15 protein-coding genes are annotated in these 12,979 nt (G+C 62.4%); 14 read left to right on the top strand and 1 reads right to left on the bottom strand.

Translation table 11 applies throughout. From position 1 onward, the window contains the following. The first annotated feature begins 78 nt into the window (after positions 1–78). The gene (locus tag QQK16_RS14285) at positions 79–735 is read left to right on the top strand and encodes a prepilin-type N-terminal cleavage/methylation domain-containing protein (RefSeq protein ID WP_284197157.1); all 657 of its coding nucleotides are present in this window, start codon (positions 79–81) and stop codon (positions 733–735) included. A 43-nt stretch (positions 736–778) separates the two neighbouring features. Here QQK16_RS14285 and QQK16_RS14280 read toward each other — a convergent pair whose 3' ends face one another. Then, complete coding sequence (locus QQK16_RS14280) at positions 779–2,746, bottom strand: monovalent cation:proton antiporter-2 (CPA2) family protein (RefSeq protein WP_284197156.1); 1,968 nt, start codon at positions 2,744–2,746, stop codon at positions 779–781. 138 nt (positions 2,747–2,884) lie between these two features. On the opposite strand from QQK16_RS14280, the gene QQK16_RS14275 reads away from it, so the two are divergent. The 13 genes from QQK16_RS14275 to QQK16_RS14215 all read left to right on the top strand — a co-directional run bounded on the left by QQK16_RS14275 (position 2,885) and on the right by QQK16_RS14215 (position 12,886). Then, positions 2,885–3,871: a KpsF/GutQ family sugar-phosphate isomerase gene (locus QQK16_RS14275; protein WP_284197155.1), complete on the top strand. Its 987-nt coding sequence runs from the start codon at positions 2,885–2,887 to the stop codon at positions 3,869–3,871. 69 nt (positions 3,872–3,940) lie between these two features. Beyond that, entirely contained in the window at positions 3,941–4,456 is a 516-nt protein-coding gene (gene kdsC, locus QQK16_RS14270) for a 3-deoxy-manno-octulosonate-8-phosphatase KdsC (protein ID WP_284197154.1), read from the top strand. Positions 4,457–4,458: 2 nt separating this feature from the next. After that, positions 4,459–5,034, top strand: a complete 576-nt coding sequence (lptC, locus tag QQK16_RS14265) for an LPS export ABC transporter periplasmic protein LptC (protein WP_284197153.1) — start codon at positions 4,459–4,461, stop codon at positions 5,032–5,034. Beyond that, positions 5,015–5,548 (top strand): lipopolysaccharide transport periplasmic protein LptA, encoded by a 534-nt coding sequence (gene lptA, locus QQK16_RS14260; protein WP_284197152.1) that lies wholly within the window; start codon positions 5,015–5,017, stop codon positions 5,546–5,548. The genes lptC and lptA overlap by 20 nt, the downstream gene beginning before the upstream one ends. Next, positions 5,545–6,270, top strand: a complete 726-nt coding sequence (gene lptB, locus QQK16_RS14255) for an LPS export ABC transporter ATP-binding protein (RefSeq protein ID WP_284197151.1) — start codon at positions 5,545–5,547, stop codon at positions 6,268–6,270. Before lptA ends, lptB begins: the two co-directional genes overlap by 4 nt. 17 nt (positions 6,271–6,287) lie before the next feature. After that, positions 6,288–7,748, top strand: a complete 1,461-nt coding sequence (locus tag QQK16_RS14250) for an RNA polymerase factor sigma-54 (RefSeq protein WP_284197150.1) — start codon at positions 6,288–6,290, stop codon at positions 7,746–7,748. Positions 7,749–7,791: 43 nt separating this feature from the next. After that, positions 7,792–8,139 carry a ribosome hibernation-promoting factor, HPF/YfiA family gene (gene hpf, locus QQK16_RS14245; protein ID WP_284197149.1) on the top strand — a complete coding sequence of 116 codons (348 nt, stop codon included), beginning with the start codon at positions 7,792–7,794 and terminating at the stop codon, positions 8,137–8,139. Positions 8,140–8,327: 188 nt separating this feature from the next. Further along, on the top strand, positions 8,328–8,783 hold the full coding sequence (locus tag QQK16_RS14240; RefSeq protein WP_284197148.1) for a PTS sugar transporter subunit IIA: 456 nt from the start codon (positions 8,328–8,330) through the stop codon (positions 8,781–8,783). A 70-nt stretch (positions 8,784–8,853) separates the two neighbouring features. Further along, complete coding sequence (hprK, locus tag QQK16_RS14235; protein ID WP_284197147.1) at positions 8,854–9,795, top strand: HPr(Ser) kinase/phosphatase; 942 nt, start codon at positions 8,854–8,856, stop codon at positions 9,793–9,795. Positions 9,796–9,801: 6 nt separating this feature from the next. Further along, a complete protein-coding gene (gene rapZ / locus QQK16_RS14230; RefSeq protein WP_308447041.1) occupies positions 9,802–10,662 on the top strand; it encodes an RNase adapter RapZ in 861 nt (286 codons plus the stop codon). Continuing rightward, a complete protein-coding gene (locus tag QQK16_RS14225) occupies positions 10,659–11,267 on the top strand; it encodes a flavin prenyltransferase UbiX (protein ID WP_284197146.1) in 609 nt (202 codons plus the stop codon). Before rapZ ends, QQK16_RS14225 begins: the two co-directional genes overlap by 4 nt. A gap of 70 nt (positions 11,268–11,337) precedes the next feature. Beyond that, a complete protein-coding gene (locus QQK16_RS14220; RefSeq protein ID WP_284197145.1) occupies positions 11,338–12,129 on the top strand; it encodes a TIGR00266 family protein in 792 nt (263 codons plus the stop codon). A 124-nt stretch (positions 12,130–12,253) separates the two neighbouring features. Next, positions 12,254–12,886 (top strand): hypothetical protein, encoded by a 633-nt coding sequence (locus QQK16_RS14215; RefSeq protein WP_284197144.1) that lies wholly within the window; start codon positions 12,254–12,256, stop codon positions 12,884–12,886. Positions 12,887–12,979 lie beyond the last annotated feature (93 nt).

Raw genomic sequence — 12,979 nt, 5'->3', positions numbered from 1 at the left:
AGATATTGGCACATGCATTGCTTAGTGTTTGCTCAGCTCGCCTTCGAGCGAAATTCCCTACAGCAGGAGATTGCCCCCATGAATTCCATCGCGCGCAAACAGCAGGGTTTCACCCTGATCGAAATTGCCATCGTCCTCGTCATCATCGGTCTGCTGCTGGGCGGTGTGCTCAAGGGCCAGGAGATGATAGAAAACGGCAAGGTCAAGAACGCCGTCAACGACTTCAACGGCACCGCCGCCGCCCTCAATGCCTACCGTGATCGCTTCCGCGCCATGCCGGGTGACGACAATGCTGGCGCCGCCGCCATTACCGCGCGTGGTGCCAACTGGGTCGGCATACCCGAGGGCGACGGCAACGGCATCGTTGCCTCCACTAATGCCCAGACCTTCACCGGTGCTGGCGAGAACGAACCTTTCTGGCGCCAGATGCGTGCTGCCGGCCTGGTCAGCGGCGACCCTGCCGCAGTAGGCATCGATTCACTGCCGCGTAACGCCTTTGGCGGCCTCACTGGTATCTCCAATGCCGTCGCCGGTATCCAGGGTCTGTCGCTGTGCATGTCGCGTGTACCAGGCAAAGCTGCCGCAGCCCTCGACGTACAACTGGATGATGGCACGCCCAACCGCGGCTCCTTCCGCGCAACCGTCAGCGCAGCTGGCGCAAACACCGCGCCCGGCGCCCAGGCAGCAACCTACGTAGAAGAAACCGTCTACACAGTCTGCCGCCAGATCGCCTGATCGCTGGCAAGCTGCACCCAGCCCGCCACCCGGCGGGCTTTTTTCATTCCCCGCTCAACAAACGCCGCTCCGCCCGGCTCAGCATCTCCGGCCCCGCCAGCAGCACCACCACATCGCCGGCCATCAGTACTTCCTCGCTGCCCGGCTCATCAATACGGCGCCCGCCACGGCGCAACGTCTTCACCAGCACCCCCATGTCGGCCAGATCCAGGTCAGCCAAAGGCTTGCCAACCGCAGCAGCCTGCGTGTCCAGCGCCACCGAGTGCAGCCTGGGCTGCGCCTGTTCCTCCAGGCTATCGTCAGTCGCGCCACGGAAGAAACCCTTGAACAGGCTGTAACGCGCCTCCCGTGCATCGCGTATGCGGCGCAAAACCCGGTTCAACGGCACACCCAGAAGCATCATCGCGTGCGAGGCCAGCATCAGGCTGCCCTCCATAATCTCCGCCACCACTTCATCCGCCCCGGCCGCGCGCAGCCGCTCGATATCGGTGTCATCCCAGGTACGCACGATCACCGGCAGATCAGGCCGCTCCTCCCGCACCACATGCAGTATCTTCAGCGCCGAGGGCGTATGGTCATAGGTCACAATCAAGGCACGGGCACGGGTCAGGCCCGCCGACATCAACACCTCGCGCCGGGTGGCATCACCAAACGATACATTCTCGCCGGCTGCCGCCGCCTCCTTCACCCGCTCCGGGTCCAGGTCCAAGGCATAGATATCTATGTGCTCCTGCTGCAGTAGCCGGGCCAGCGCCTGCCCGCTGCGGCCGTAGCCGCACAGGATTACATGGTCCGAGGTCGCCATGGTCTTGGCCGCCAACTGGGTCAGCCGCATGGCCTGCAACATCCAGTCCGATGCAATAAAGCGGCGCACGATAGTCTCGGTTTGCTGGATAAGGAAAGGCGCCGCCAGCATTGACAACAAGATGGCCGCCAGCGCCACCTGCTCGGCCACCGGCGGCAGGATGCCCGAGCTGGCAGCCAGCGCCAGCAACACAAAGCCGAACTCCCCCCCCTGCGCCAAAGCAATGCCGGTACGCACCGCCGTGCCAGGGCTACGGCCAAACCAGCGTGTCAGGCCAGCAATGATGGCCGCCTTGCCCACCAGCAGAAACGCAAACACCAGCAGCACCGTCAACAACTCGCGCCAGACCGCCATCAGATCCAGCCGCATGCCCACCGTAATAAAGAACAGCCCCAGCAACAGATCACGGAAAGGCCGGATATCCTCCTCCACCTGATGACGGTACTCGGTTTCGGCAATCAACATACCCGCCAGAAACGCCCCCAGGGCCAGGCTCAGCCCCGCCAGCGAAGTGGCATAAGAGATACCCAGCGTCACCAGCAGCACATTCAGCACGAACAACTCGGTAGAGCGCCCCTTGGCCACCAGATGGAACAACGGCCGCAGCAGCTTGGGGCCAAAGTACAGCAAGATCACCAAGGTCAGGACGATCTTGACCAAGGCCAGCCCCAGCACCAGCCACGGATCGCCACCCGCACGGCCCAGGGCCGGAATCATGATCAGCAGCGGTACCACCGCCAGATCCTGGAACAACAAGATCCCGATGGCGTGCTGCCCGTGTATGGCATTGATCTCCACCCGCTCGGCCAGCATCTTGCTGACGATGGCGGTGGACGACATGGCCAGGGCGCCCCCCAGCGCCAGGCCCGCCTGCCATGGCAAGCCAAACAGCAACGCCGCCCCCATCACCAACACCATGCAGCTGACCACCTGAGCCGAACCCAGCCCAAACACCAGGGTACGCATGGCCGTCAGCTTGGCCAGGCTAAACTCCAGACCCAGGCTGAACATCAGGAACACCACGCCAAACTCGGCCAGCTCGGCCACCTCAGTAGAACTGCGTATCAAGCCCAGCGCGTGCGGGCCGATGGCAATCCCCACAAGCAGATAGCCCAACATGGCCGGCAGCTGGAAACGGCGGCACAAAGTGACCACCGCCACAGCGGCGGCCAGGAGTAGCAGAACGGTCTCAAGCGCATGGTGCATAAAGGCGATCAGTGGCGGTCAACGGAAGAATTATACGAATACGGCAGGCTTTCGCCCGCCCACGCGCGACATTCCGCCCGGGACGGGAACCAAACAGGAATACTGACGTTCCCTTGGCATCCCTTATACTCCCGCCTTATGACTACCCAACACACCCCCAACGCAGCAGAGTTGCTGGCCTTGGCCCGCGATGTGCTGAATATCGAAGCGCAGGCCATACAGGCCGTAGCCGGGCGGCTGGATGACAGCTTTATCGCTGCCCACCAGCTGATGCTGGGCTGCCAGGGCCGTGTCGTGGTGGCAGGCATGGGCAAGTCTGGCCATGTCGGCCGCAAGCTGGCGGCCACCCTGGCCTCCACCGGCACCCCCGCCTTCTTCATGCACCCGGCCGAGGCCGCCCATGGCGACCTCGGCATGATCACCGCCGACGATATCGTGCTGGCCCTGTCCAACTCCGGCGAAAGCGATGAACTGGTCACCCTGCTACCCGCCATCAAGCGCAAGGGCGCCCGGATGATCGCCATGACAGGCAATCCCGACTCCACCCTGGGCCAGGCGGCCGACATCCACCTGAACGCCCGGGTCGAAAAGGAAGCCTGCCCGCTCAATCTCGCCCCAACGGCCAGCACCACCGCCGCACTGGCCCTGGGCGACGCCCTGGCCGTCTGCCTGCTGGAAGCGCGGGGCTTTGGCCGCGACGACTTTGCCCTCTCCCACCCCGGCGGCAGCCTGGGCCGGCGCCTGCTGGTGCATGTGCGTGACGTCATGCGCCAGGGCGACGAACTGCCCATGGTCAAGCAGACCGCCAGCGTGCGCGACGCATTGTTCGAGATTACCCGCAAAGGCCTGGGCATGACCGCCGTGGTCGACGACCACGGCAAGCTGCAGGGCATCTTCACCGATGGCGACCTGCGCCGCGCCATGGATAGAGAGCTGGACCTCAAGGCCGTGGACATCGCCCAGCTCATGACCCGCAACCCCAAGACCATCGCCGCCCACAAGCTGGCAGCCGAAGCCGTACAGCTGATGGAGCAGGCCAAGGTCTACGTGGTCCTGGTACTGGATGAAGGCAAACTGGTAGGCGCCTTGCGCATGCACGATCTGTTGCGCGCCGGCGTGGTGTAGGCCCTATACCTCTCTATATCGGATAGCAAGCCGGCGCCCCAGGGCGAACAGGCAGACAAGGAAAATACGGTGCTGGAACGCGCACATAACGTAAGACTGATGATATTCGACGTCGATGGCGTCATGACCGACGGCAGCCTCTACTACACCGACAGCGGCGAAGAGCTGAAAGCCTTCAACTCGCTCGACGGCCACGGCCTCAAAATGCTGCGGCAATCCGGCGTAGCGCTGGCCATCATCACCGGCCGCAACTCCCGCCTGGTAGAGCACCGTGCCCGCAACCTGGGCATCGATCATCTGATCCAGGGCGCCCACGACAAGCTGGCCGCCTTTGAGCAACTGCTGAGCGACACCGGCTTCAGCATGGCCGATTGCGGCTATATGGGCGACGACGTCATCGACCTGCCCGTCATGCGCCGCGTGGCCTTCGCCGTCGCCGTACCCGACTCCCCCACTCTGGTACGCCAGCACGCCCACTACGTCACCGGCGCACGTGGCGGCAACGGCGCCGTGCGGGAAGCCTGTGAAATCATCATGCAAGCCCAGGGCACCCTGGACGCACAACTGGCGCCCTATCTCAAGTGAGCATGCTGCCCGACCGCGCGGCCCGCGCCTTCCCCCTGCTACTGCTCGGCCTCCTGGCCGGCATGGCACTGCTGCTGGACCGCGCCACCAACCTGCCCTACTTCTCGCCCCCCGCCGGCAGCCGCGACCCCGACCTCACCATCAACCGCTTTGTCGCCACCGGCTACGGCCCCGATGGCAAGCCGCTGTATAAACTGACCGCCAGTGGCATGCGGCACTATCCGCATGACGATCACTCCGAATTTGCCGACGCCCTGCTGGTACGCACCCTGCCTGGCGAGCCTACGCTCACCATCAGCGCCGAAAAAGCCCGCATCACCGAAGGCGGCGACCGGGTCTTCTTCGAGCAGGATGTACGCATGCATCGCACCGCCGCAGCCGGCGTCGACGCCATGACACTCAACAGCAGCCGCCTGCAGCTGGACATCACCCGCGGCCTCGCCAGCTCGGATGCCCCCGCCGACATGGTGAGCGGCGGCAACCGCATGCGCAGCACCGGCTTTGACTACGACCACCCGAACACACGTCTGAATCTGCGTTCCAATGTGAGCCTCTACTATGCCCCGCCTCAACGCTAAGCTGCTGCTGACCAGCGCCCTGACCCTGCTGGCTCCCCTGGCCCTGGCCGAGAAAGCCGACAGCGGCAAACCCATCAATGTCGATGCCGGCCGCGTCAGCCAGGATCAGAAAACCGGTCGCTCCGTGCTGGAAGGCGGCGTCAGGCTGGTACAAGGTACCCTGTCGCTGGACGCCGACCAGGCCGTGATCACCGAACAGGCCGACGGCGAACAAACCGTCCAGGCCAGCGGCCGCCCCGTCAAGTTCAAGCAAAAGATGGAAGGTCAGGAAGTCTGGCTGGATGCCCGCTCCGACAAGCTCGATTACGACAGCAAGACCGGCGACGTCAAGCTGACCGGCAACGCCTGGCTCAAGCGCGGCCAGGATGAGCTGAGCGGCAGCCATATCGTCTACAACAGCGTGACCGAGATCTTCCGGGCCGAAGGCAATGCCAGCGCCACACCCGGCACAGATGGCCGGGTAAAGCTGGTGATACAGCCCAAGAAAAAGCCCGAGAGCCAAGCCAAGCCATGACCGCACGCCTGTCCGCCCAGCACCTGCAAAAGCGCTACAAATCCCGCACGGTGGTCCGCGATGTCTCGCTGCACGTCGATGCCGGCGAAGTAGTCGGCCTGCTCGGCCCCAACGGCGCCGGCAAGACCACCAGCTTCTACATGATCGTCGGCATGGTCGCACTCAACGGCGGCAAGATCTTCCTGGATGACGCCGAGATCACCCACCTGCCCATGCACCAGCGCTCCCGCCTGGGGCTAGGCTACCTGCCGCAGGAAGCCTCCATATTCCGCCGCATGACCGTGGCCGAGAACGTGCGCGCCATCCTGGAGCTGCATGTCACCAACAGCGAAACGATAGAACGCCGGCTGGACAGACTGCTGCGCGAGCTGAACATCGCCCACCTGCGCGACAGCAGCGCCCTCTCGCTATCGGGTGGCGAACGCCGCCGCTGCGAGATCGCCCGTGCCCTGGCTGCCAACCCACGCTTCATCCTGCTGGACGAGCCCTTTGCCGGGGTAGACCCCATCGCCGTGATGGATATCCAGAAAATCATCCGCTTCCTCAAGGAGCGCAAGATCGGCGTACTGATTACCGACCACAATGTCCGGGAGACCCTGGGCATCTGCGATCGCGCCTATATCATCAACGAAGGCAGCGTCCTGGCCTCAGGGAGCGCCGAAGAGATCGTCTATAACGACAATGTCCGCCGGGTTTACCTGGGTGAGCATTTCAGGCTTTAGCCTGTTACCGTGTCAGCATGAAACAATCCCTCCAACTCAAGCTTTCCCAGTCACTCACGCTTACGCCACAGCTACAGCAATCCATCAAATTGCTGCAGCTCTCCACGCTTGACCTGAACCAGGAGATAGAACGCTTCCTGCAGGACAACCCCATGCTGGAGCGCGAGGACGACAACGAGCCGGAAATCCACCCGGTACGCGAGGACGGCAGCCCGGTGGAGGTAGCCGAGCCGCCCCCCTCGCTCGACGAGACCCCCAGTACCAACACCGCCGAACCCGATTTCGACATGGATGGCGCGCTGGGCGACAGCTACTGGAACGAAAGCGGCGGCGGGCGCCAGCGCGAAGACGACGACGAATTCGACCCCCAGGCCAACGTCGCCCGCATCAGCACCCTGCGCGAGCACCTGCTGGCCCAGCTGGGCCTGTTGCCCCTGAGCCAGCGCGACCATGCCGTAGCCAACCTGGTCATAGACGCGCTGGACGACGACGGCTATCTCGGCCTACCGTTGGTCGAAATCTTTGAGTTGATCCCCGAATCCCTGCGCGACGAGCTGGAAATCGAGCTGGAAGAGCTGCAGGTCAGCCTGCAATTGATACGCCAGCTGGAACCTTGTGGCGTGGGCGCAGTCGATCTCAAGGACTGCCTGAAGTTGCAGTTGCAGCAGTTGATGCAGCACGAACCGGCCAGCGGATTGGCACTTGAGATTGTGGCCGAGCACCTCGATTTATTAGCCAACAAGGACTACAGTAAGCTTAAGAAAACGCTGAAATGCGACGACACCTCCCTGCGAGCCGCACAGTTGCTGATACAGCGACTGAACCCCCGGCCCGGAGCAGTGTTCGGCGAGACTGACACCCGCTACGTGGTAGCAGACGTGGTGGTGAAGAAGCTTCGCAACGGCTGGACGGTCCAGCTGAACGAAGCTGCGATGCCCAAACTCAAGGTCAACCAGTTGTACGCCAACATCCTGCGGCAACATCGTGAAAACGGCACCGGCCTGTCCGGCCAGCTGCAGGAAGCCAAGTGGCTGATCAAGAACGTCCAGCAACGCTTCGACACCATACTCCGCGTAGCACAGGCCATCGTCGAAAAGCAGCAGCGGTTTTTCGAACACGGCGAAGTCGCCATGCGCCCCCTGGTGCTGCGCGATATTGCGGAGGAGCTGGACCTGCACGAATCGACCATCTCTCGGGTGACTACCCAGAAATACATGCTCACGCCGCGTGGCATCTATGAGTTCAAGTATTTCTTCGGCAGCCATGTGGATACCGACTCGGGCGGCGAATGCTCGGCCATCGCCATCAAAGCCCTTCTCAAACAACTGATACAGAACGAAGACCCCAAGAAACCACTGAGTGACAGTACGCTGGCCGAAGTGCTTGGCAAGCAGGGCATCAATGTTGCCCGCCGTACCGTCGCAAAGTACCGTGAAGCCTTGCAGATCCCTCCCGTGAACCAACGAAAGTCCCTGTAGCCGCCCCGCAGCTAGGCGGCGTCCTTAACACAAGGAGAGTCGTATGAACCTGACCATCAGTGGGCACCACCTCGACGTAACCCCAGCCATCCGCGAATACGTGCAGACCAAGCTGGAGAGGGTCACCCGCCACTTCGATCACGTGATCGACATGGGCGTCACCCTCAGCGTCGACAAGCTGCAGCAGAAGATAGAAGTGAATGTGCATCTGCGCGGCAAGGATATCCATGTGGAAGCCACCGAGCCCGATATGTACGCCGCCATAGACCTGGTGGCCGACAAGCTGGATCGGCAAGTGTTAAAGCACAAAGAAAAGCGATATGGAGACCGCCACACCGATGCCATGAAGCATCATGTAGAACCGGAAAGCCACGATCAGGCAGCCGCCTGATGGCGCCGTAGCAGCAAAGCGAAAGTGACGAGAGGGAACGGGAACGGTACAGGGACACCGTTCCCGTTTTCCTTTCTGATGCAGACCATGCCACACTGGCACCACACCCTCAGCGCAAGCCGACTTTCACGCCTTGTCCTAGCCGCCCACCGGCGTACAATGGCGGCCTATTTCAGCATTGCACAACCATGGCCCTGATCGCCTCACTCCTGCCATTGACCAACGTCTTTCTCGACCTGGACCTCACCAGCAAGAAACGCCTGTTCGAACAGGCCGGCCTCTTGTTCGAGAACAGCCATGGCATCGCCCGCGCCGCCATCTTCGACGCCCTGTTCGCCCGCGAAAAGCTGGGCTCGACCGGGCTGGGCCAGGGTGTCGCCATACCGCACGGCCGCATCAAGGGCCTGAAGGAGGCCGTAGGGGTGTTTGTGCGCCTCAAGCAAGCCATCCCCTTCGAAGCGCCGGACGGCAAGCCGGTCAACCTCGCCTTCGTACTGATGGTGCCCGAACAGGCAACCGACCTGCATTTGCAGATCCTGTCGGAACTGGCACAGCTGTTCAGTGACAAAAAAGTCCGCGAAGCGCTTAGCCAGGCCACCACACCGGAAGACGTGCACCAACTGCTCACCCACTGGCAAGCCTGAGCCCCAGGGGCCGCCAGCCCCGGCCCGCCCCCGGCACCGTCGCTATCAGGCCTGATACAGAAACGGAACCATGCCCCAAATCACCGTCCGCCAGCTGTTCATCGACAACGCAGAAAAACTGCGCCTGACCTGGCTGGCAGGCCAGAGCGGCGCCAACAATCTGCTGTCCAACGAGGCCGATAACCAGAAGCCGGCCCACGCCCTGGTCGGTCACCTCAACTTCGTCCACCCCAACCGCATACAGGTACTGGGCCTGGCCGAAATCGCCTACCTGCAGCAGGTAGAGGCCACCGCCCTGAAAAAATCGCTGGACCACCTGTTCAGCACCGACATGGCAGCCATGATCATCGCCAACGGCCAGCCCGCGCCCGATATGCTGCGCGAAGCCTGCGAGCGCGCCCATGTCCCCCTGCTGACCTCGCCCGAGCAATCGCCCTACCTGATGGACGTGCTGCGCTTCTATCTGGCCAAGGCGCTGGCCGTCTCCACCAACCTGCATGGTGTGTTCCTCGACGTGCTGGAGGTCGGCGTGCTGATTACCGGCGAAAGCGCCATGGGCAAGAGCGAACTGGCCCTGGAACTGATCTCGCGCGGCCATGGCCTGGTCGCCGACGACGTGGTAGAGCTCTACCGCATCGCCCCCGACACCCTGGAAGGCCGCTGCCCGCCCCTGCTGCGCGACTTCCTCGAAGTACGCGGCCTGGGCGTGCTCAATATCCGCACCATCTTCGGTGAAACCGCCGTCCGTCCGCGCAAGAACCTCAAACTCATCATCCACCTGACCAAGCAGGCCGAATCCATCACCCCGCTGGATAGACTGCAGATGCAGGCCGCCACCCAGGCCGTACTGGATGTCGCCATACGCAAGGTCGTGCTGCCCGTCGCCGCCGGCCGCAACCTCGCCGTGCTGGTCGAAGCCGCCGTGCGCAACTACATCCTGCAACTGCGTGGCATCGACTCCACCCGCGAGTTCATCGAGCGGCACCAACGTTTCATGGAATCAGGAGAATAAGCGGCCATGGCCACCGTGCTGCAGATCGTACTGATATCGGGCCTGTCTGGCTCCGGCAAGAGCGTCGCCCTCAAACTGCTGGAAGACCTGGGCTACTACTGCATAGACAACCTGCCCGCCACCCTGCTGCCGCAAACAGTGCGCCTGCTGCAAGGCGAAGGCCATCAGCGGGTCGGCATCAGCGTGGACATACGCGGCGCCCAAAGCCTGCCCGCCCTGCCCGACTGCGTGGCAGACCTCAAGAGCCAGGGCCTGGATGTACGGGTATTGTTCCTCGAAGCCAAGACCGAATCCCTGCTCAAACGCTTTTCCGAAACCCGCCGCAAGCACCCGCTCTCCACCCTGCACACCGACTACACCGTGGCGGAGTGCATCAGCCTGGAGCGCGAGATCCTGGCCAGCGTTGCCGATCTGTCGCACCGGGTCGATACCAGCGAGCTGAGCGCCAATGCCCTGCGAGCCTGGGTCAAGCAGTTCCTGGCGCTGGACCAGTCCCGCCTCACCCTCATTTTCCAGTCGTTCGGCTTCAAGCATGGCCTGCCGCTGGACGCCGACTTCGTGTTCGACGCCCGCTGCCTGCCCAACCCCTACTACGACCCCAGCCTGCGCCCCCTCACCGGACTCGATCAACCCGTCATCCAGTTCCTGGAGGCCGAGGCCGCCCCCCAGGCCATGTACACCGATGTCCTGCGCTACCTGGAAAACTGGCTGCCCGCCTTTGATCGCGACAACCGCAGCTATGTCACCGTCGGCATAGGCTGTACCGGCGGCCAGCATCGCTCGGTCTGGCTGGCCGAAAAGCTGGCCACCCATTTTGCACAGGACCGCCAGGTGCTGGTGCGGCACAGGGAGTCCAGCCCCACATGACCATGCCCCGCACCGTCACCCTGGCGCTAACCGGCGCCTCCGGCATGCCCTACGGCCTGCGCCTGCTCGAATGCCTGCTGGCCGCCGGCGTACAGGTCTACCTGCTGTACTCCCAGGCCGCCCAGATCGTCATCAAGCAAGAGCTGGACGAAACCTGGCCATCGCGCGCCAAGGAAGTCGAAACCATGCTGCGCCAACGCCACAGCGTGGCCGACGGCCAGCTGCGGGTATTCGGCCGCGAAGAATGGTTCGCACCCGTCGCATCGGGCTCCAACCCCGCCGACGCCATGGTGATCTGCCCCTGCACCATGGGCACCCTGGCAGCCATCGCAGCCGGCATGAGCGACAACCTGATAGAACGCGCCGCCGACGTCGCCATCAAGGAAAACCGCAAGCTGGTCATCGTGCCACGCGAGACCCCCTACTCCGCCTTGCACCTGGAAAACATGCTCAAGCTGGCCCGCATGAACGTCTGCATCCTGCCTCCCAATCCAGGCTTCTACCACCATCCCCAATCCATCGCCCAACTGGTGGACTTCGTGGTGGCACGCATACTGGATCAAATCAACGTCCCCCACGCGCTGATGCAGCGCTGGGGCGAGTAAGCCACCTGCACCCGGTACGCCAGGCACAGGCAACAATCACCTTTTGCACCGCCTCACTAGGAGAAAAGCAATGGCAATGGACGAGATCGATTACCAGCTGTTCGGTGACGATATGCAGTTTGTGGAAGTGGAACTGGACCCCGGCGAAGCCGCCGTCGGCGAGGCCGGCACCCTGTTCTACATGGAAGACGGCATCCATATGGATACCATCTTCGGCGACGGCTCCGACGCCCAGAAGGGCTTCATGGGCAAGCTGATGGGTGCCGGCAAGCGCCTGATCACCGGTGAATCGCTGTTCACCACCGTGTTCATCAACCAGGGCCAAGGCAAGAAAAAGGTCGCCTTCGGCGCCTCCTACCCCGGCAAGATCATCCCCGTACACCTGCCCGATGTCGGCGGCACCCTCATGTGCCAGAAGGACTCCTTCCTCTGCGCCGCCAAGGGCGTATCGCTGGGCATAGGCTTCCAGAAAAAGCTGGGCGCCGGCTTCTTCGGCGGTGAAGGCTTCATCTTGCAAAAGCTGGAAGGTGACGGCCTGGCCTTTATCCATGCCGGCGGCGCCGTCATCGAAAAAACCCTCAAGCCAGGCGAAACCCTGCGTGTCGATACCGGCTGCGTGGTGGCCTTCGCCCCCACCGTAGACTTCGACATCCAGTACGTCGGCAACATCAAGAGCGCCCTGTTCGGCGGCGAAGGCCTGTTCTTCGCCACCCTGCGCGGCCCCGGCAAGGTCTGGCTGCAATCACTGCCCCTGGCACGCCTGGCCAACCGCATCGTCGGCGCCTCCAAGGTGGGCGGCAGCGCCGGCGGCGAGCAAGGCTCTGTACTGGGCAACCTGGGCAACATCTTCGAACGAGAATAAACCCACCGCAACCAAAGGCCGCGCAAGCGGCCTTTATCATTTCACCCAGCGCAAACTCCGTTGCGCCACGCCGAGTGCATACCATCGCCCTTAGGTGCATTCAGCACAGCAAGGAAAAACCGACATGCCTGAATACACTGAAATCTCAGCCAGGATGGCCCGCAAAATCGTCAAATCGGCATGCCCGGCAATCGCAGATGAAATCGACTTCGAGCGTGACGAGTACATGAACGAAGATGAAACGATAGTGGTACGCCACTACCAGGGCGATACCCACTTCAACCAAGACTTTGCCATCGAGGCCGATACGGTGCTGGTGTCAGGCGACTTGATCGTCCAAGGACTCCTGAGCGACTGCAACATAGCCGAACATACACTGCTGGTCGTGTGTGGAAACCTGAAAGCGACCAACCTGCACGCGCGCGGCGAAGTCATCGTCGGCGGCAACCTGGATATCGGCGAACTGGCATACCTCAGCTCATCAAACGACTACATGCTGCATGTTGGCGGCAACCTGTTTGCACAAGCCTTCATTGAAGAAGGAACTTACTGCGTTATTCAGGGCAATATCGAAGCCACCAAGATACTGTCCCTGCAAAACGAGATAGTCCAAGGCAGTGCAAGGCAGCCCGTCGTCGAAAGAAGAGCAAGCTGCGCCTCCGACATTCTCCAGCCCCAGCTATTGGAAGACGCGTACCCAGACAGACACGCCGTCCTGGCTGCCCAAAGAAACAAAGCGGCTTTGTTACCAGCGTAGCGATGCAACCAAGACCCACAGCACCGCATGAGCAAGCTCAATGCATAGCTTGCTTGCTCTGGCGTAGGGCGTAGGGCGTAGGGCGTAGGGCGT

It is taken from the genome of Chitinimonas prasina, assembly GCF_030160395.1.
GTDB classification, from domain to species: domain Bacteria; phylum Pseudomonadota; class Gammaproteobacteria; order Burkholderiales; family Chitinimonadaceae; genus Chitinimonas; species Chitinimonas prasina.
This window is presented reverse-complemented; position numbering and strand designations above follow the sequence as displayed.